Source organism: Cyclobacterium sp., from assembly GCF_014762705.1.
GTDB lineage: Bacteria > Bacteroidota > Bacteroidia > Cytophagales > Cyclobacteriaceae > Cyclobacterium.
Genome location: NZ_JABURL010000084.1, coordinates 47,241 through 66,689 on the forward strand (window position 1 = coordinate 47,241; position 19,449 = coordinate 66,689).

General features: G+C 43.8%; 11 protein-coding genes. 4 read left to right on the top strand and 7 right to left on the bottom strand.

The genetic code is table 11. The features are described from left to right. Positions 1–24: 24 nt before the first annotated feature. From HUJ21_RS15940 to HUJ21_RS15950, 3 genes are read right to left on the bottom strand one after another with little or no spacing between them, the layout of a single operon-like run. On the bottom strand, positions 25–1,062 hold the full coding sequence (locus HUJ21_RS15940) for an ABC transporter ATP-binding protein (RefSeq protein ID WP_291371513.1): 1,038 nt from the start codon (positions 1,060–1,062) through the stop codon (positions 25–27). Positions 1,063–1,082: 20 nt separating this feature from the next. After that, positions 1,083–2,717 carry an iron ABC transporter permease gene (locus tag HUJ21_RS15945; protein ID WP_291371515.1) on the bottom strand — a complete coding sequence of 545 codons (1,635 nt, stop codon included), beginning with the start codon at positions 2,715–2,717 and terminating at the stop codon, positions 1,083–1,085. Positions 2,718–2,749: 32 nt separating this feature from the next. Further along, positions 2,750–3,778 (bottom strand): Fe(3+) ABC transporter substrate-binding protein, encoded by a 1,029-nt coding sequence (locus tag HUJ21_RS15950; RefSeq protein ID WP_291371517.1) that lies wholly within the window; start codon positions 3,776–3,778, stop codon positions 2,750–2,752. A 123-nt stretch (positions 3,779–3,901) separates the two neighbouring features. On the opposite strand from HUJ21_RS15950, the gene HUJ21_RS15955 reads away from it, so the two are divergent. From HUJ21_RS15955 to HUJ21_RS15965, 3 genes are all read left to right on the top strand, one after another. Then, positions 3,902–4,837 carry a hydrogen peroxide-inducible genes activator gene (locus HUJ21_RS15955; RefSeq protein ID WP_291371519.1) on the top strand — a complete coding sequence of 312 codons (936 nt, stop codon included), beginning with the start codon at positions 3,902–3,904 and terminating at the stop codon, positions 4,835–4,837. A 56-nt stretch (positions 4,838–4,893) separates the two neighbouring features. Then, a complete protein-coding gene (locus HUJ21_RS15960) occupies positions 4,894–6,285 on the top strand; it encodes a dipeptidase (RefSeq protein ID WP_291371521.1) in 1,392 nt (463 codons plus the stop codon). A 93-nt stretch (positions 6,286–6,378) separates the two neighbouring features. Further along, entirely contained in the window at positions 6,379–8,388 is a 2,010-nt protein-coding gene (locus tag HUJ21_RS15965) for a cytochrome c biogenesis protein CcdA (protein ID WP_291371523.1), read from the top strand. A 536-nt stretch (positions 8,389–8,924) separates the two neighbouring features. Here HUJ21_RS15965 and HUJ21_RS15970 read toward each other — a convergent pair. The 4 genes from HUJ21_RS15970 to HUJ21_RS15985 form a co-directional block, all read right to left on the bottom strand. After that, positions 8,925–10,049 carry a glycoside hydrolase family 16 protein gene (locus tag HUJ21_RS15970; protein ID WP_366483701.1) on the bottom strand — a complete coding sequence of 375 codons (1,125 nt, stop codon included), beginning with the start codon at positions 10,047–10,049 and terminating at the stop codon, positions 8,925–8,927. 5 nt (positions 10,050–10,054) lie between these two features. Next, positions 10,055–11,545 carry a PKD domain-containing protein gene (locus HUJ21_RS15975; protein WP_291371525.1) on the bottom strand — a complete coding sequence of 497 codons (1,491 nt, stop codon included), beginning with the start codon at positions 11,543–11,545 and terminating at the stop codon, positions 10,055–10,057. A gap of 12 nt (positions 11,546–11,557) precedes the next feature. Continuing rightward, positions 11,558–13,030 carry a RagB/SusD family nutrient uptake outer membrane protein gene (locus tag HUJ21_RS15980; protein WP_291371527.1) on the bottom strand — a complete coding sequence of 491 codons (1,473 nt, stop codon included), beginning with the start codon at positions 13,028–13,030 and terminating at the stop codon, positions 11,558–11,560. 105 nt (positions 13,031–13,135) lie between these two features. Beyond that, entirely contained in the window at positions 13,136–16,216 is a 3,081-nt protein-coding gene (locus tag HUJ21_RS15985; protein ID WP_291371529.1) for a TonB-dependent receptor, read from the bottom strand. A 252-nt stretch (positions 16,217–16,468) separates the two neighbouring features. On the opposite strand from HUJ21_RS15985, the gene HUJ21_RS15990 reads away from it, so the two are divergent. Continuing rightward, the gene (locus tag HUJ21_RS15990) at positions 16,469–19,321 is read left to right on the top strand and encodes a triple tyrosine motif-containing protein (protein ID WP_291371531.1); all 2,853 of its coding nucleotides are present in this window, start codon (positions 16,469–16,471) and stop codon (positions 19,319–19,321) included. Positions 19,322–19,449: the final 128 nt, after the last annotated feature.

Below are 19,449 nucleotides of genomic sequence, written 5' to 3' on the forward strand. Positions count from 1 at the left end.
AATAGTTCCAGGCAACTGAAGCAATTAGTAGGCATCTTCTGCTTTAAAGGATCTTATGGTAAAAAAAACACTGCTTCCAATAAGAAAATGCCGGGTAGGACTGGCCCTGACATAAATGGACTTACCAGCTTCATCACTCAGCTTTACCATCTGGTGATCCCCAAAATAAGCACAATGGAGCACTGTTCCGATAAGGGCCTGTCTCAGACTCTTTTTGAATTTTATTTCTTCCGGGCGAAAGAGTATCCTTACTTTATCCCGAAATATCCTGGACCTTTCGTCAGCGATAAAACCAAAAGGGGTATAAAAGCCATCTTCGGTAGCCGTTGCCAAAATTTGATTTCGTCTTCCAAAGAAGTTGGCCACATAAGCATTGACCGGGTCTTCATACAATTTCCGGGGGGTATCCAATTGCTGCAGGTGACCTTTGTGCAGGATGGCAATGCGGTCTGCCGTAGATAATGCGTCTCTGGTATCGTGGGTAACAAAAATGGCAGTAATTCCTGTTCGTTTTATAATTTGCCTCATTTCCTCCCTTACCTGATCCTTTAGCATAGCATCCAGGTTGCTAAAAGGCTCATCCAAAAGCAAAATGGTTGGGTTTGGAGCCAGGGCCCTTGCCAGGGCAACCCGCTGTTGTTGACCTCCGGAAAGCTGATGCGGGTACTTGTTGAAATTCTCTTTCAGCCCTACCAGTTGCAAGGATTCTTTGGCCAACTTCTCCGCATCCTGATTGGCATTCCTAATGCCATAGGTTACGTTTTCCAGAATATTCAGGTGTGGAAATAAGGCATAGTCCTGAAATACCATGCCCACTTTTCTTTTGTTTGCCGGCACAGACTTACTGTCTTCCACCATGGTTTTACCAGACAATACAATGGCACCGCTATCCGGGTGCTCCAACCCGGAAATCAACCTGAGCAGCGTTGTTTTACCAGAACCGCTTGCACCCACCAGCGCAAGTATTTCACCCTCCTTTACTTCAAAGGAAATGTTCTTTACCGCATAATCTTCAGATGTAGTATATTGTTTATCTATGCCCTGTAGCCTGAGTATACCCATGCAAAAATTTCTGATTTTGTCTATATGTTAACATTGCGGATCATCCTGTTAAGAAATATTATGGGCAATATTCCCGTGAGGATAATGATCAGCGCAGAATTAGCCGATTCTGCTATCATTTCATTAGTGGCCATGTCAAAAGCTTTGGTCGCCAGGGTATGGTAGTTAAACGGTCTAAGAATCAAAGTTAAGGGTAATTCTTTTAAAACATCTACAAAAACCAGCAAGATGGCGCTAAAAAAACTGGCCTTGACCAAAGGCAATTCTATTTTCCAGAGTGTTTTCCAGGAATTCTGACCCAAAAGCCGACTCGCCTCATTGACCTGAATACCTGTTTTCTGAAATCCGGCATCAAGAGGGTGATAACCTACTGCCATAAAGCGGACCATATAGGCAAATAGCAATACCGAAACAGTTCCAGAAACGATCATTTGCCCATTTCCCATAAACAAATAATCCCTCAACCAGTGATCCAGACCTATCACCGGCACCATGATGCCTATAGCGATTACCGCTCCGGGAATGGCATATCCCAGGGTCGCAACTTTCGTCAGGTTCTTGAGCCAATTAAAGGGACTAAGTCGCAAACTGTACAACAATACCACTGAAAAAACAGCAACCAACAAACCGGAAACGGCAGCCAGGCCAAAGCTCCTCAGTACCAGGTAAAAAAAGTCAGCATTCATTGACTTCTCATAGCTTAACCAAACCCATTGAATGATCTGCAAAAAGGGAATAAAAAAACTGATCAGAAAAACCAAGGTACAGGCTGCAGTTAGCATCCCTCTTTTTCCCCTTGAAAGCCGGAGCCTTATCAGGGGCTTATTCATAAAATTGATGGGCGAAAACCGTTTTTTCCCCCTTTGAATGACTTCCAAAAATAAAATGGAAAATACCAATAGCATGAGGATTGCAGCCAAATAAATAGCGGTGGTCACGTCTCCCATGGAAAACCAAGAGCGGAAAATACCGGTAGTAAAAGTACCCACACCAAAATACTTCACTGTACCATAGTCGTTCAGCACTTCCATAGAGGCCAAAGCGATCCCTCCTACTATGGCTGGTCTTGCCATGGGCAAAGCTACTTTGATAAAAGTATACCAATCATTACTACCCAATAAGGCCGCTGCCTCCTGAAATGTTCTGGACTGCTGTAAAAAGGAAGCCCTTGACAAGAGGTATACATAGGGAAACAAGGTAATGGACAGAATAAATACAGCCCCTGGAAGATTCATGATATCCAGTAAACTCCCCACCACCTGAATATCCAACTGATTTCTCAAAAAAGCCTGCAAAGGACCGGAATAATCAAGGAGCCCAGTATAGGTATACGCCATAATATACCCCGGGAACCCCAATGGCAAAATCAGGAGCCATTCAAAATGCCTTCTCCAGGGAAACTCATAGTGGGTCACTATCCAGGCCAGAGAAACACCCAACAAAAAAGTGATTGTAGCCACACCCATCAATAAAATGAGGGTGTTTTGAAGATATCCGGCCAGTAAATTTTCCGTCAAATGAGACCAGCTGCTTCCGGGCGAAGTAAAAAGTTTGAGGAAAATGGTAAGCAAAGGGGTAGCAATCAATAACAGCACCAGCAAAGTACCCGTCATCCAGCTGTTCCACCAATAAAACCTTCTTTTGGCTAATCCCACGAACTAAATCCTGCCTCCCACTGCAGTTTCGATCAATTCCAACCTACTTTATCAAAAATAATAACTGCCTCGCTGTTGTTCTCCCCTAGAAGAGAAAGGTTAATTTCATCAGCCTTAAAGTCTCCCCAGCTCTGAAGCAATTCGGATGGTGCTACATTGGGATTGACCGGATATTCATAATTTACATTGGCCAATACTTCCTGAGCCTTCTCCCCGGATAAAAATTCTATCAACCTGATGGCATTCTCTTTATTCGGTGCATGCCGGGTGACGCCCGCTCCGGAAACATTGATATGGGTACCCCTGTCATTCTGGTTTGGGAAGAAAATGCCCACCTGCTTGGCGGCCTTTACCGTTTCCTCATTGGCATCATTCAACATTATTCCTATATAATAGCTATTCACTATAGCCACATCACCCTCTCCTGAAGCCACGGCTTTTACCTGATCCCTATCACTACCTTTGGGGTCTCTCGCCATATTGTTCAATAGTCCGGCAGCCCATTCCTCTGCTGCATCAGCTCCATGTGCCACAATAAGGGATGCAAGAAGAGATTGATTGTATATGTTTTCTGAAGACCTGGTTAGAATTCTTCCTTTCCATTGTTCTTCAGTAAGGCTTTCATAAGAATCAAGGTCGTCGGGATTGACCCTCTCTTTGTGATAAGCAAGAATCCTTGCCCGATAAGTCAATCCAAACCACATGCCTTCCGGATTGCGAAATTTGGAGGGAATGTTTGCATTGAGTACTTCTGAATCAACCGCCTGAAACAGGTTTTTCTCCTTTGCCCTATGTAGTCTTCCAGCATCAACGGTGATCAACACATCTGCTGGTGATCCCTCCCCCTCTAATTCCAGCTTTTGAATAAGCTCATCAGCACTGGCACTCACTACATTTACCTTTATCCCCGTTTCTTCGGCAAAGGCATCGAATAACTGCTGATCTGCATCATAATGCCTGTGGGTGTAAACGTTCACTTCTTCACCGGTGTTTTCTTTACAAGAGAAGATTCCTATCAAGAAGATAGAAGCAAATAATAATAAACTTTTAAAGTTGTCCATAATCGTGGTGCATTTTGAGGCAAAATTAGGTATTATTTAAAACAAATCTAAATAAAAGGAAAAAGATTTTTATATTTACGCCTTCATAAAAATGGCAAGGTTTAACCACCCGGGGCTAGGAAAATGACTATTCAACAATTGGAATACATATTGGCTGTAGAAAAGTTTCGCCATTTTGGCCAGGCTGCTGAGGCTTGCTTTGTAACCCAACCTACCCTCAGTGCTCAGGTAAGCAAACTGGAAAAGGAATTAGGAATCATCATCTTTGATCGATCAAAAATGCCTGTTATTCCAACGGAAATCGGGGAAATGATCATCGGCCAGGCCAAAAAAGTGGTCTCTGAAAGCAAAGGAATACTGGAACTGGTTTACCAATTAAAGGGAGATGTTAGCGGATTGATAAAAATGGGTGTCATTCCTACTTTGGCTCCCTATCTCCTGCCTTTGTTTATTCAAAATTTTATTCATAAATACCCCAAAGTACAGTTGCAAGTTCAGGAAATGGTGACGGAAGATATCCTCAAAAAGCTTAAAAATGATGAGTTGGATATCGGCCTGGTGGTAACCCCTTTACAGGAACCCGGAATTGTAGAAAAACCCATTTTTTACGAGAAATTTTATGCTTACCTGTCAAAGAACCATCCCCTGCTGCAACAGTCTGAAGTATCTGCGGCCGATATCATGGCGGAGGATCTATGGGTTTTGCAACAAGGGCATTGTTTCCGGGATCAGGTGCTCAACCTCTGCGATCAAAACAAATTCAAACGGATGAACTTCCATTATGAAAGCGGGTCTCTTGAAGGCCTGAAAAATATGGTTAACCGATATAAGGGCATTACCCTTCTCCCGGAACTAGCTACTGATGGGCTGAGTGAAGAGGAATCCAATCGTTTGCGCCCCTTCAAAGGCGATGCCCCTATCAGAGAAGTCAGCCTTATTCTGACCAGGAGTTTTTTAAAGCAGAAATTGGTGAATTTGCTATTTGAGGAGATTCAATACGTTGTTCCCAAACACATGCTTTCCCACAAAAATGGAAAGCTTGTAAATTTCAAATTATGAGGTGAAATCCTTCAAAATGTTTTAATTTCGGTCTTCAAATCAAGCAAATTTAAGGCATGCCATTAAAACAATATATTGAATCGAATTCAGAGAGATTTTTAGGAGAATTGGTGAATCTGTTAAAAATCCCCTCTGTCAGTGCAGATCCCGCTTACAAGAATGAAGTTTTTAAAGCAGCTGATTTTGTGAAGGACAGCCTGGAAGCAGCCGGTGTGGACAAAGCAGAAATATGCCCAACAGCTGGTTATCCCATCGTATACGGCGAGAAAATCACAAATCCGGAAGCACCCACCGTACTGGTCTACGGACATTACGATGTGCAGCCCGCCGATCCCCTGGAATTGTGGGATTCTCCTCCTTTCGAGCCTGTAATCAAAAAGACCAAACTTCATCCCAATGGTGCCATCTTTGCGAGAGGGTCGGCAGATGACAAAGGTCAATTTTTCATGCATGTTAAGGCTTTTGAAGCCATGCTGGCCAGTGGGGAGCTGGCCTGTAATGTCAAATTCATGATTGAAGGCGAAGAAGAAGTAGGCTCCGAAAACCTGGACATTTTTGTCCGGGCAAACAAGGAAAAACTTGCCGCAGATGTGGTCCTGATATCCGATACCTCCATGATCTCATTGGAGCATCCCTCTGTGACTGTAGGTTTAAGGGGGCTGGCTTACATGCAGGTGGAAGTTACCGGGCCCGATAAGGACCTGCATAGCGGCACGTTTGGCGGATCAGTTGCCAATCCCATCAATGTGCTTTGTAAAATGATCGCCTCACTGCACGATGAAAACAACCATATTACCATTCCCGGGTTTTATGATCAGGTCCGGGAATATGGAAAGGAATACAGGGACAAATTGAATCAGGCTCCTTTTGACGAAGGTGAATTTAAAAGAAAGCTGGATATCAAAGAAACATACGGAGAAAAAGGATATACCACCATTGAGCGGGTAGGTATACGACCCACATTGGATGTAAATGGCATTTGGGGTGGCTACATTGGGGAGGGAGCCAAAACGGTACTTCCCTCCAAAGCGGCAGCTAAGATATCCATGCGTCTGGTGCCCGATCAGGACCATAAAAGCATCGCTAGACTATTTGAAAACCATTTTAAAAGCATTGCTCCTCCCGCAGTAAAAGTTAAAGTGGTACCTCACCATGGTGGTCAGGCAGCAGTGGTTCCTACAGATTCCATAGGTTATAAAGCAGCAGAAGCCGCCATACTTGAGGCTTTCGGAAAGAAAGCGATTCCTACCAGGGAAGGAGGATCCATTCCTATCACGGCATTGTTTCAAAAAGTTCTTGGCCTGGATCCGATTTTACTTGGCTTTGGTTTGGACACAGATGCCATTCATTCGCCCAATGAACATTACGGAGTGGATAATTATTTCAAGGGCATTGAAACCATCGCTTTATTCTTCAAGCATTTTAACCTTTTGGGTAAGAAAAAATAAGCATTTGCGCTTATTGAAGTAAAACAGGAACTTATCATCCCGTTTTTTAATTAGCAAAAGGTACCGGACCATAAGGCAATTAATCTATCCATAATGCATTCAAACAAATTAGTCTTCCTATTTATTTTCCTTTTTACCTATGGCTTACAGGCCCAGGTGATTGCTCCCCCTAAATGGGATATCGCCCTGGAAAACCCTGAGCCAAAGACAGGGGAGGAAGTAAACCTGATCTTTAAAGCAGACATCCCAATCAATTGGTACATCTATTCCAATGATTTTGATCCGGATCTAGGCCCTATCCTGACAGCAATCGTTTGGGAAGACACCACAGGGATCAGCCCGCTTGGTAAGCTGCAGGCCATTGACCCAAAGACAAAATATGATGAAATATGGGAAGGTGATGTTACTTATTTCGAAAAAGAAGGGGAATTCCGGCAAACCCTGTTAGTACAAGATGAAAATGCACTGATCAAGGGTACCCTGGAATACCAAATGTGTTCTGACATTACCAATCAGTGCATCAATTATCAGGAGGAATTCAGCATTGCCCTGGGCAATGCACAGGCCTCCGGGCCCGAGTCAGGTGAAGCAGATGCCGGCGTTTTTAATGAGCTGGAAGATTCAACTGAATCCTCGGAAAGTATTTCTCTGGAACGGCCGGAGGAGTCGCTAATCGGATTTCTGGTCATTGCTTTCCTTGCAGGTTTAGCCGCTTTGCTTACACCCTGTGTGTTTCCTATGATACCCATGACGGTAACTTTTTTTACGGGCAGGGCCAAATCCAAGGTTCAGGGGTTTAGAAATGCCTTTATATATGGTTTTTCCATCATTGCCATTTACACCATAGCGGGTACCATTGTGGCTGCCATACAGGGTCCTGAATTTGCCAATTGGCTGTCCACCCACTGGATTCCCAATGTTTTCTTTTTTGCCGTATTCATTTTCTTTGCCCTGGCTTTTCTTGGCTTATTTGAGATCAATCTGCCAACGGGCTTTGTAAATAAAATGGATGCCAAGGCGGATAAAGGGGGCATGGTGGGCATTTTCTTCATGGCCTTTACCCTCGTGCTGGTGTCTTTTTCCTGTACCGGCCCGATTGTTGGATCAATTCTGATTAGTTCTGCGGGCGGAGCCTTGTTAAAGCCCATTTTGGGCATGTTTGCCTTTTCACTGGCTTTTGCGCTTCCATTCACCTTATTTGCCATTTTCCCCGAATGGCTCAACTCTCTGCCAAAATCAGGCGGCTGGCTCAATTCTGTCAAAGTAGTTTTAGGTTTCCTGGAACTTGCCCTCGCATTTAAATTCCTGAGTATTGCTGATCAGGTATACCATTGGGGCATGCTAGACAGAGAAATTTACCTGGCCATCTGGATCGTCATCTTTGCTCTCCTGGGTATCTACCTGCTGGGCAAACTGCGCCTGCCACACGACAGTCCCATGGAATATTTGGGGGTTCCAAGGCTGCTTCTTGCCATGGTTACTTTTGTTTTCGTACTGTACATGATTCCCGGAATGTGGGGAGCGCCATTAAAAGCCCTGAGTGGATACCTTCCACCTTTGTCATCCCATGATTTTGACCTCGTGAAAATCAGCAGAGAAAACTCCTTCTCATCAGATCAAACCCTTGATGAAGTGCCCAAATATGCCGATTTTCTCCATTTCCCCCATGGAATACAGGGCTATTTTGATTATGAGCAGGCATTGGCTGCTGCCAAAAGACAGGACAAACCCCTGTTTATTGATTTTACAGGACATGGCTGTGTCAATTGCCGGGAAATGGAAGCCCGTGTTTGGTCAGACCCCAGGGTATTGAGCCGGCTAAAAGAAGATTTTGTGATGGTGGCCCTGTACATTGATGAACGGTACGAACTACCTGAAGCAGAATGGTATACTTCAAGCTATGACAACAAGGTGAAAAGCACCATAGGCAAACAGAATGCAGACTTTCAAATCACCAGATTTAACAACAACGCCCAGCCCTATTATGTGATCCTGGACCATAAGGAAGAATTGTTGGTAAGCCCCATTGCCTATGAGACGGATATTCAAAAATTTATCGATTTTCTGGATGCCGCCAAGACCGAATTTGCCAGGCGGCAGTAGGAAATAAACGGTTTTTTACCAAAATTATGGTTCTTGCTTTTTTTTAACCATATAAGGCATAGAAGCACATATAAGGGTTTTTGATTTACATGGTGACATATTTTCAATGAACATGTATCATGATTTTGGTCACACCCGTTCAGGTAAAAAAAGAATCGTTTTGATAATGCAAGCACCCTTCAATGCCATATATGGTTCCTGCTTTTTTAAACCATATAAGGCATTGAAGTACATATAAGGGTTTTTGATTTACATGGTGAGATATTTTTAAATGGACATGTTTCATGATTTTGGTCACACCCGCTCAGGTAAAAAAAGAATCGTTTTGCTAATGCAAGCACCCTTCAATGCACTTATATTCCTTATATGGTTCCTGCTTTTTTGAACCATATAAAGATTATGGAATTTGCATTCTCTGAAACAAACCTAATCAGGTTTAGAAAACCAGTTTAGCGGATCTCTACTCTGTAAGGCGAAAAAAAAAGCGGAATCGTAAGATTCCGCTTTTTTTAAACCAATTGGCAATCAAATAAATTCTATTCCCGCTCAAAAACCCGCACATAGTCCACTGCCAGTTGCTGTGGAAAACGGGTACTGGCATCGGGATTGCCTGGCCAGTTACCCCCCACTGCCATGTTGATCAGCATAAAGAAGGGCTCCCTGAACTCATCCATGGCTGAAGGCGAAATGTCCATCGAATGAAATACCTCATCATCCAGCAACCAGGTGATTTGGTTTTCCTCCCAGATCAGGGAATAAACATGAAAATTATCTTTCAGGATAGCCCCATCGGATAGGGATTTCTTTCCGCCATCGGAAGCGTAGTTTCCATTATTATCCCAATGCAGGGTACCATGAACGGTATTGTCTCTGCCATCGGTGTCACCGCCGATCATTTCCATGATATCGATCTCTCCACAAGCAGGCCAGGGGACCTCGGTAATATTTTCTCCCAGCATCCAGAAAGCCGGCCAAATACCTTGTCCCTGAGGTAAGGCTGCCCGGATATCGATTCTTCCGAATTGAAAATTTTGCTGTCCCTGTGTCTTGAGCCTGGAAGAAGTATAGTTTTTACCCCCCATATTTTCCTCCTTGGCGGTAATCACGAGGTAGCCATCCTTCAGCTCCGTATTTTCTCTGCGGTAATACTGCAGTTCATTGTTGCCCCATCCACATAAGTTAGGACAACCATCGCCGATTTCAAATACCCAATCAGAAGAAAGTGTCTGCGCTTCAAACTCATCGTTCCAGACCAAATCATAGGCCTCATAAGTCATGGGAGAGGAGAAGCCTGAGTCCGGAAATCCTATGCCCAGCATTTGTTCGGTAATGGTAACGCTTCGTTCCTCTTTAATAAAATCAGTTTCAGTGGCATGGGCCTGTACTATTATGGTATACTCACCTGGGGAATCGTACCGGTAGCTGGATTGATTTCCACTTACCAGCTCCGGCATATCACTTCCAGCACCAAAACTCACCCGGAAGAAGTTGGCCTGATCAGCGGTGAAGCTTACCTGTACCAATCCATTTTCTCCCTCTTCCACGGTCACCTCCAGGTTTTGTGGCAGCAACACCCGCTGGTCCACTTCTTCCTGATTGCAACTGCTTGCAGAAAATAAGGTGAGCACTAATGAAACCATCTGAAATAATTTCGTCATCATAAGCATCATGATTCAACTTCAGGAATAAGTACAAAAGTCCAGAATACGCCACCTGAATCGGTAATGTCTATGGTCAAAGTCAATTCTTCCTGACCATCTTCATTGACGTATCCGATTACCTCGTAGGAAACCGACCTGTCTTCTACAGGAGGCCCTGTTTCATATTCCCCCTGGTTAAAGGCTTTTGGCAAGGCAATAAAAGCTCCGGTACCAGTGACCGTAATGCGGGCATTTTCAGATTCGGTAGCCTCTGTAAAACTAAAAGTATGTGTTCCTGCCCCCCAGGCTTCACCAACCGTGCCGGAAAGGTTGGCTACCGGCTGGCATCCTTCTTCTTCTAATCCCATATAGGGTTCTCCAAAGATGTCTTCCATCGGATCATAGGCATAAATTCCACCTTCCTGAAAGATAAAACGGTCATTGAACAAACAAGCCCGGTCTTCGGAAATGTCCTGTCCATTGGGAAAATATTCGTCACTCCCCGGGGCTGGACCTACCCCAAATGCTCCCGCAGCAGGTTTGAGTTTCCAGGTTTTTGTGCCCTCCCCTATCAGGCTGTTTAATGTTAAGATCCCAGGATCTACAGGTTCTGGCTCTGGTTCAGGCGTAACCTCTTCCTCAGGCACAAAATCTTCCGGTATCAAACGGATATACCATGCGAGATCTGTATTGGCCTGATCAACAAAGCGCAAAAGGATTTCATTTTCTTCTATGTTCACCACCTGATAGGTCCTTCCTCCGGCAAAATAGCCCAAAAAGCCACCTTGAGAAATCGTTAATTCGGGATAGTTTCCCTCTGGCTCCGAAATACTCCATTTAAGGCCTTCAGGGGCCTCATAGGGAGCTGAAAGATCTCCAACACCCGGATCAAAAGCACCAGAAAACCCGCTCCCTTGAGCAGCGTTCAGGTAAACAAAGCCATTGGTCTCCATATGGAAATCAAAATTTGCCAAAAAGAAAGTATAACGGTCTGTATACATACCTGATCCCTCTTTTTCGTTGGGTTGGGCCTGGTACCACTCAGGAAAGTCTCCCGCCTGTGAAGGGTTGGGTCCCACGCCAAAATGTCCCGCCCTTCCGGCCTCAACTTTCCAGGTTTTACCTTCGGTAGCTTCAGCTCCTCCGGTTAACATATTGTACAGAGGTTTGTCCAGTAATAGTGGATCTGTCTCGGCTATTTCTATGTCCTTACTTACCGTAACACTTCCTCCGGCATTGAATACAGTTAAAGAAACAGAATATGTTCCTGCTGTGGGAAAGGTACCTGTAACTGTTTTACCGGAACCCGAACTGCCATTTCCCAGGTCCCAATTCATGATAAAGAAATCATTGGCAGCGGTAAACTGGAGGATATTGTCACTTTCTGCAGTAGGTTCAAAACTGAAATCAGCATCTTCCTGTGTAGGAGGGGCTTCCTCCAGCGTATATTCCTCTATACATGCCGCCATAAAAAGTAATGGAAGCATAAATTTGATGTAATTGATATATTTTTTCATGGGTATTACTGTTTAATATCCTGGATTCTGTTCCCAGATACCTCCTGCCAGATCAATTTCAACCTGGGGTATGGGGAAAATTTCATGTTGACCGGAGATGAAACCATCAATCCTTTCGCTGGCCTGACCGGTCCTGACCAAATCAAAAAACCTGAAGCCTTCTCCCGATAGTTCATACCTTCTTTCATTCAATATGGCCTGGTATAAAGCATCATCGCTACTGCTTACAGCCGGCATATTTACACGTGCCCTGACTTTATTGAGTTCAGTCCTGGCCCTTTCGTCATTATCGGACCTTTGAAAAGCTTCTGCTGCCATCAGCAAAACATCTGCCCAGCGAATAGCCCTGTAATTCAGGGGACTGGTCAGATCATCATCCGGCAATCCCCGCTCATCAAGCCTCTTGATGTATTTGTTATTGTAAAAACCTGTATGGCCCCCACCTCCAATAGCGTAGGTGATTTCATCAGGATTGGGCTGAGCAGCGATAAATGCATCCAGATCCAAAACTGTGGCTTCCCTACGGATATCTCCTTCTTCAAATGCATCGTAAAGGTCTTGAGTCGGTAGATTGTAACTATTCCCATCAGCATAGAATGGGCCATCATATTGTCTGATACTTTGAAATCCAACTGCTGCATTGCCATTCAGGCAAACCAGGCAACCGTAATCTCCTCCCTGCAATCCGCTGAACTGAATGGTGAACACATCCTCTGACACATTTCTGTTTTCATTTAAGAATAGGGTGCTGTAATCCGGGAATAGTTCGTACCCCCCCTGATTGTCGTCTATCAGTTCTCCCAGAATGGTTGCGGCTTCCGCATACTTGTTTTGGTACAGCAACACCTTACCCAGCATGGCCATGGCCGCTCCCCTGGTCAAGCGGCCGGTTTCGTTAACGGTCCAGGGAAGCACTTCCATAGCCTCTCCCAAATCACTTTCTATCTGTTCGTAAATGGCAGCCTTGGGGGTTCTCGCAGCATTAGGAATTTCACTGATAGAAATTCTCTCGTCTACGATCAGTGGCATATCCCCAAAATAATTGACCAGGTTGAAGTAGAAATAGGCCCGCATAAATTTGGCTTCTGCCAGAATCAGGTCCTTCCCCTCAAAATCTATATTTTCCTGATTTTCAAATATATAATTTGCACGGGCGATACCGGTGTAATTTACCCGCATCACTTCCCTTAGTTCCTGATTTACTCCCCCATGGGTCATGTTTTCTATTTCGTGAAGTCCCCTTGAGTCATTCACACTCTCTCCTCCGGCAATGGCATTGTCTGAAGCGATTTCACCAATCCACATGTTGAGGTAAGCAGGCTGCATCATGTCATAAACGCCGATGATGGCCCTGTCAAAATCTTCTTCTGTGTTGAAGAAGTTTTCCGCATCCTGGGTAAATTCAGGATCTATATCCAATAAACTATCGCATGCGGTCACCAATCCCAATGTCAGGATAAGTAACCCTTGATATATTTTTTTCATGTGTTTATAATTTTTTTTAATAGGCCACATGGAATCTTTGACGATTAAAATAATCATTGTCCTGTGTGTTTAATGATGATTTTAATCGTGTCGATTTCATCTTATTTAGAATTTAATATTTAAACCAGCCATAAAGGTTTTTGCCTGGGGATAAATCCCATTGTCCACACCGGCGAAGAGTGGGTTACCTGAACCTACATCGGGATCAAATCCCTGATAATTGGTCAGGGTCACCAGGTTATTGGCCGCCAGGTAAAAGCGGAAATACTGAACCCCTATTTTCTGGGTTATGCCAAGCGGGAGTGTATATCCCACCTGTACATTTCTAAGCCGCAAAAATGACCCATCCTCTACGAAATAATCGGAGAAAACATTATTTCTTGTGGCCCCTGTAGTCAGTCTTGGGTAGGTATCTGTAGTACCCGGTCCTGTCCACCTGTTGATGGTATAGGACAACTGGTTGGCAAATGGCTGTTGCCTTTCATAATTCCGGATGATTTCCTGGCCCAAAGCGGCATATACATTGGCACCTATATCAAAACCCTTGAAATCCGCTGTCAGGTTGAAACCCATGACCATATCAGGAATGGGAGAGCCAATCTGGGTACGATCGGTATCATCTCCAAAGCTGATTACCCCATCCCCATTTTGATCAACAAAACGCAGGTCTCCTGGCTGTGCGCCAGGCTGAACCACAGGGCTGGATGCTATTTCCTCCTGGGTCTGGAAAATGCCATCTGTCTGATAACCGATAAAGTAACCTATTGGAAAACCTTCCTGAAATCTGCTGGCCACATTTCCTCCCACGCTAAAACCCGCACCGGGAATAAATTCAAATCCCTGAGGTACAGCGGTTACCTCATTCTTTAAAAAGGTCACATTGTAATCCGCACTAAAATTCACGCCGGATTGCCGATTGGTGGCATATCCCAACTCAAGCTCAATGCCCCTGTTCAACACATCTCCTGCATTAATCACAGGCGGCGCACCTCCGGGTCCATATGCTCCCAAAAGGGCGGACACATCGGGTTGGAAAAGCAGGTCCTTTGTGTTTTTGATAAAATAATTGGCCGTAAAATCCAGGTTATTGAAAAGAGAAAAATCCAAACCAATATTCGTTTGATAGGTGGTTTCCCATTTCAGGTCCGGATTGCTGGTATTTCCGATAGCGGCACCATTGACAATCAGATCGTTGAATACGTAGGTTGCAGAGCCATTGAGCAGGCCCCTGTAGCGAAACAAACCTATTTGATCATTTCCTGAAACGCCAAAACTGGTTCGGAGTTTCATGAAATCTATGGCCCCTGCATTGAAAAACGGTTCATCAGAAATGACCCATGCCCCGGAAATAGCCGGAAAATAACCGATTCTGTTGTTTGGACCGAAATTGGTGGAACCATCTCTTCTCAGGATAGCAGAAAAAAGGTAGCGCTGTTTGTAGTCATATTCACCCCTAACAAATGCAGAGGTAAGTCTTTGACGGCTTTGAAAAGAACCCACTCCATTCAGAAATCCGCCCGGGGCCTGATTGGCAGAAATATCCGCAAAATTCAGGTCGTTGTTCGGAATATTAAAACCTGTACCATTTAAGCCTTCACTTCTGTTTCCTACCAAAGAAAGTCCTATCATACCCTTTACCCTGTGCAGCTCGGCAAAGGTTCTGTTATAATTCAGGAAAGTCTCCAGGTTGTAATCCAGGAAGGTATTTCTGGATTCGAATACACTGGCTCCTCTTTCGATTTCCAGGCCGCCTACATCCACCAAAACGGGATCCAGATTTGCATTTCTTGCTGAATTGGCAAATTTTCCAGGTCCATACCAAACCAAAGGATTAAAGGTTTTGGCATCCACCATGGCGTAGTTGTAGCCAGCCCTTCCGGTCCAGGTAAAGTGATCGTTGATGGCATATTCCACTTCTTCCTTTCCCACCAGCTTATTGACGTAGGAGTCGTTGTAAGCATTTTCCATCTGGGCCAGGGGGTTGATGATGTCATTGACATTCTCCAGATAGGAGTACCTGTCCCCTACCCGAATCGGTTCTGTAGGATAAGCGTTGATGGTGTTGTACAAAACGGAACCAATCCCCCCCTGAGGTAAAGTACTGCTTTGCTCTCTGGTAAAGAGCAAAACATTAGTAAATTTAATTTTCGGGGCAATTTCCGTGGTGAAATTGATCCGGGCATTATACCTTTCAAAATTGGCTTTGGGGCCACCCACGATTCCTTCCTGGGCAAAATAGCTTCCTCCTATAGAATACGAGGTTTTCTCTGAACCGCCCGTCACTGTCAGGTTATATTCCTGTATGGGCGAATCCTGAAAAACGGCATCCTGCCAATTGGTGCCCTCTCCCAATTCCACATTGTTGAAGGGAAGTGCCTGACCTCCTGCTGCATAAGCCTCGTTTTTCAAAATGGCAAATTCCCGTGCGTTTAACAGGTCCAGCTTACGGGCGGTTTGTTGCACGCCGTAATAAGCATTGAAATCCAACCTGGGCTTGGTTCCCAGATTACCCTTTTTGGTTTCAATCAAAATAACGCCGTTGGCAGCCCTGACACCATATATACCAGCGGTACCATCTTTCAAGACATTCACGGAGGCAATGTCATTAGGATTCAGGGCATTTAAGCCTGCAGCATCATAGATGACACCGTCTACCAAAATCAGAGGGTCATTGTCCCCAAATGTACCGATACCTCTAATACGGATATTTGAAGTCCCTCCCGGGGCTCCGGAATTGGTGCTGATATTTACTCCAGCCATTTTACCCTGAAGGGCCTGATCTACCCTGGGCATGTTCATTTTTTCAATGGCTTCCCCTTTAACCTGAGCTGTAGCTCCTGTCAACTCCCTTTTAGTGGCCGAGCCATAACCAATAACAACTACTTCATCTAAATTGGAAACATCCTCTTCCAATACTACATTCAATTCTCTACCCGATCCGACTGTAAGTCGCTGGGGCTTGAATCCCAGATAAGAAAACTGAAGTACCTCTCCGGTACTGGCATTGATGGTAAAACTACCATCAATATCTGTAACGGTCCCTACGCTGGATTCCACCTTTAAGATGCTTACTCCCGGAAGTGGAAATCCTGATTCGTCTGTAACCTTTCCAATGATCTCATTGGATTGTGCCATCCCGATAAGGGACAAGCACATGGCATAATACAGTAATAAAACTTTTTTCATTTGATTTAATTTGGATTTACATCAGTCCAAAATTGAGAAATAGATTCTTCAATCAGAAAATTGCCTATACAACATTACTACATCAAAGTAGTTTTTCAGATTTCACAAAAACCCTACAAAAAGAGAATAAATATGGGTTTAAAGATATTTAAATAGGGTTTTTAAATACGTTTATACCTTATGCCTTATTTAGCTCTATTACATCAAATTTAAATTGGGTATATTGCATTTACGATCAGATTAAATTCCATAATGAGAGCAACTTTGAGCCTCTTTTTTTTATTTTTCCTGACACAACAGGTGCTATGTCAGTCATTGGCATTGCCTTTTACCAGGTACTATTCCAGTCAGGAATATCAGGGAGGTATACAGAATTATGCGATTACCCAACATGCGAGCGGCTTGCTATACGTTGCGAACAACTATGGATTACTGGTCCATGATGGCACCACCTGGAGAAGGTTTTCTCTTCCGAATAGTACCAAAACCAGGCATGTACAGGTGGATGAAAACGGAACAGTCTATGTTTCCGGACAGGGGGAATTCGGCACCTTCAGCCCCAATGATAAAGGGCAACTTGTTTTCAAGTCGCTTAAAGATTCCCTACCGGAATCCTTTCAAAACCTGGAAGAAGTCTGGAAAGTTTTCCTTGGGAATGAACACATTTACTTCTGTACCACAGATCGGATTTTTGTGTTCGATCACAAACAATGCTTTAATTATAGCCTGGAAAGTCAATCGGCTTTTGAAAGTTTCTATTTCAGTAATAATACCTTGTTTGTAAACGAGAGACAGACCGGTTTAAAAAAATTAGAAAATGGCTCCTTTTCTCTTGTAAATTCCTATTTCAGTGATAAATTAATTACCGGCTTGCTTCGGACAGGATCAAGCGAATACCTGGTCTTTACCCGTGACAATGGAATTTATGAACTTACTGGCGAGTCTGTTGCCAAGTGGAAGACTGCCCCTGAACTGACCATTAATGCGGTTTTACGGTTGAGCAATGGCCATATTGCCCTTGCCACCCAACTTGACGGCTTGTTATTGATCAATACAGAGGGAAAGGAATTGATGAAATTGGATAAAGAAAGCGGGTTGAATAACAATTCAATCGTTTCCCTTTTTGAAGACCTATCGGGTAATTTATGGCTGGGGCACAACAATGGCTTATCCATGATCCAATTAAGTCTGCCATTCGGTAAAATCAATCAGTATTCCGGCCTTACCGGTACAGGTTACCATGCCACCAACGAGCAGGGAAAATTGTACCTGGGTACAAATAACGGGGTCTATGTACAGCAATCCGATGTTTATGGATCCAAAAATATGGAATTGATCCCCAATACCAATGGTCAGGTATATCAGGTCAAATCCATACAGGGCTTTTTGCTGGTTGCCCATAACGACGGCGCCCTCAGCATAAGGAATAACCGGGCAGAAAAAATAGCAGGTCCTGAAGGCATTTGGAATTTTCAGCTTTTGAAGGATCATCCCAATTTGATTCTTGCCGGAAGCTACCAGGGCCTGCATCTCTTTGAAAAAAAGGCTGAAAACCTCACTTATCTTAGAAAAATCGAAGGGTTTGAAGAGTCAAGCAGGGTGATCGAACAAGATGAAAATGGGGATATTTGGGTGGCTCATGGCTATAAAGGACTATATAAACTCCGATTGGACTCCACTTTATCTGCTGTTGAAGTAGCCTATTTTGGGACTGATCAGGGATTACCCAGCAACATCTTTAACAATGTATGGAAGATCAACAACAGGCTGATTTTTACTACCCAGGAAGGAGTATTCCGCTACAATGAATTCCAACAAGATTTTGAAAGAGACCCTATATTTGACCCATACTTTGAGAATGATTTTCTGATTCATTACCTACTGGAGGATCAGATGGGAAATATATTTTTTATCGGAGAGACTGAAATGGGGGTTTTAGAAAAAAAAGTTGATGGCAGCTACCACAAACATTTTCAGGTATTCAATCCGCTCCTTCCCCTGCTCAATGATGACTTGCCAAACATTTCTGCCACCAGGGGAAATGAAGTGCTTTTTGCTGCCAATGAAGGATTTATCCGGTTTAGTCTTAATGAAAATAATTTTCAAGCCCCCGTTTTCCCTACCTTAATCAGGGCCGTATACCTTACTGGTCCCTCTGATTCTTTGATTTTTGCAGGCAATGTGAGTCAGCATCTGCCCTCTTCCGGGATGACTGAAATTCCGTATAAAAAGGCAAACATCCGCTTCGAAAGCAGTAATCCTACCCCTAATAATGAAAAGGATTTGAGGTATCAATATTGGCTGGAGGGATTTGAAGAGGACTATGGAGAATGGATAGATAAAAGGGAAAAAGCTTATACCAACCTGAGAGAGGGGAAGTATGTCTTCCATGCACGAAGCAGAAACATTTATGGTGCAATCAGCCCTGTAAGCACCTTTAGCTTTGAGGTTTTGCCTCCCTGGTACAGGAGCAAGCTGGCTTACATGGTCTATATTTTTGTTCTCCTTGTAAACTTCTATATGGCTTACCGCATAATTGAGAAAAGGTACCAAAAGAAAACACTTCAAATAAAAACAGCCTCCAAGCAAGCCATCGAAGCCAAGGAATCTGAATTAAAGGTTAGCCAAAAGGAGGTGGAAAAGCTGCGAACGGAAAAATTAAAGCAGGAAATTCAGATCAAAAACAAGGAGCTGGCAGCTGCCACAATGCATCTGATCACAAAAAATGGATTTATTGACCAAATGCGCAATAACCTGAATGCCATCACCAGGAAAAGCAAAAACCAGGAAGTGAAGCAGGAGATACAGAAGGTCATCAAAACCATTGAAAAAAATATTGCCAAAGATCAGGACTGGGAGCAATTTGAGGTTCATTTTGACCAGGTGCATGGCGATTTTATGGGCCGGTTTAAAAAGGAATACGACAATCTAAGTCCACAGGAAATCAAATTGAGTGCCTATCTCAGGATGAACCTTTCCACCAAAGAAATCGCCTACCTGATGAATATCTCCATTCGTGGTGTGGAAATTGCCCGCTACCGCCTGCGCAAAAAGCTCAACCTGGAACGCAGTGACAACCTGCAGGAATATATTTTGAAGTATTAAAGTTTATTATAATCAAGCATTTGTAATACCTTTCATTGAGAGTTTGTTTTGAAATTTAGATTTGAGTCATTCAAGGATAAATGATTTGGCTAAAGCCAATCAAACTTGGCCAACCTCATATAGCCCCC

Bases quoted from the DNA above. Each gene is read 5' to 3' on its own strand.
- HUJ21_RS15960 (WP_291371521.1), top strand. From the start codon at position 4,894: ATGCCATTAAAACAATATATTGAATCGAATTCAGAGAGATTTTTAGGA.
- HUJ21_RS15975 (WP_291371525.1), bottom strand. From the start codon at position 11,545: ATGAAAAAATATATCAATTACATCAAATTTATGCTTCCATTACTTTTT.
- HUJ21_RS15980 (WP_291371527.1), bottom strand. From the start codon at position 13,030: ATGAAAAAAATATATCAAGGGTTACTTATCCTGACATTGGGATTGGTG.
- HUJ21_RS15990 (WP_291371531.1), top strand. From the start codon at position 16,469: ATGAGAGCAACTTTGAGCCTCTTTTTTTTATTTTTCCTGACACAACAG.
- HUJ21_RS15950 (WP_291371517.1), bottom strand. From the start codon at position 3,778: ATGGACAACTTTAAAAGTTTATTATTATTTGCTTCTATCTTCTTGATA.
- HUJ21_RS15955 (WP_291371519.1), top strand. From the start codon at position 3,902: ATGACTATTCAACAATTGGAATACATATTGGCTGTAGAAAAGTTTCGC.
- HUJ21_RS15985 (WP_291371529.1), bottom strand. From the start codon at position 16,216: ATGAAAAAAGTTTTATTACTGTATTATGCCATGTGCTTGTCCCTTATC.
- HUJ21_RS15965 (WP_291371523.1), top strand. From the start codon at position 6,379: ATGCATTCAAACAAATTAGTCTTCCTATTTATTTTCCTTTTTACCTAT.
- HUJ21_RS15940 (WP_291371513.1), bottom strand. From the start codon at position 1,062: ATGGGTATACTCAGGCTACAGGGCATAGATAAACAATATACTACATCT.
- HUJ21_RS15970 (WP_366483701.1), bottom strand. From the start codon at position 10,049: ATGATGACGAAATTATTTCAGATGGTTTCATTAGTGCTCACCTTATTT.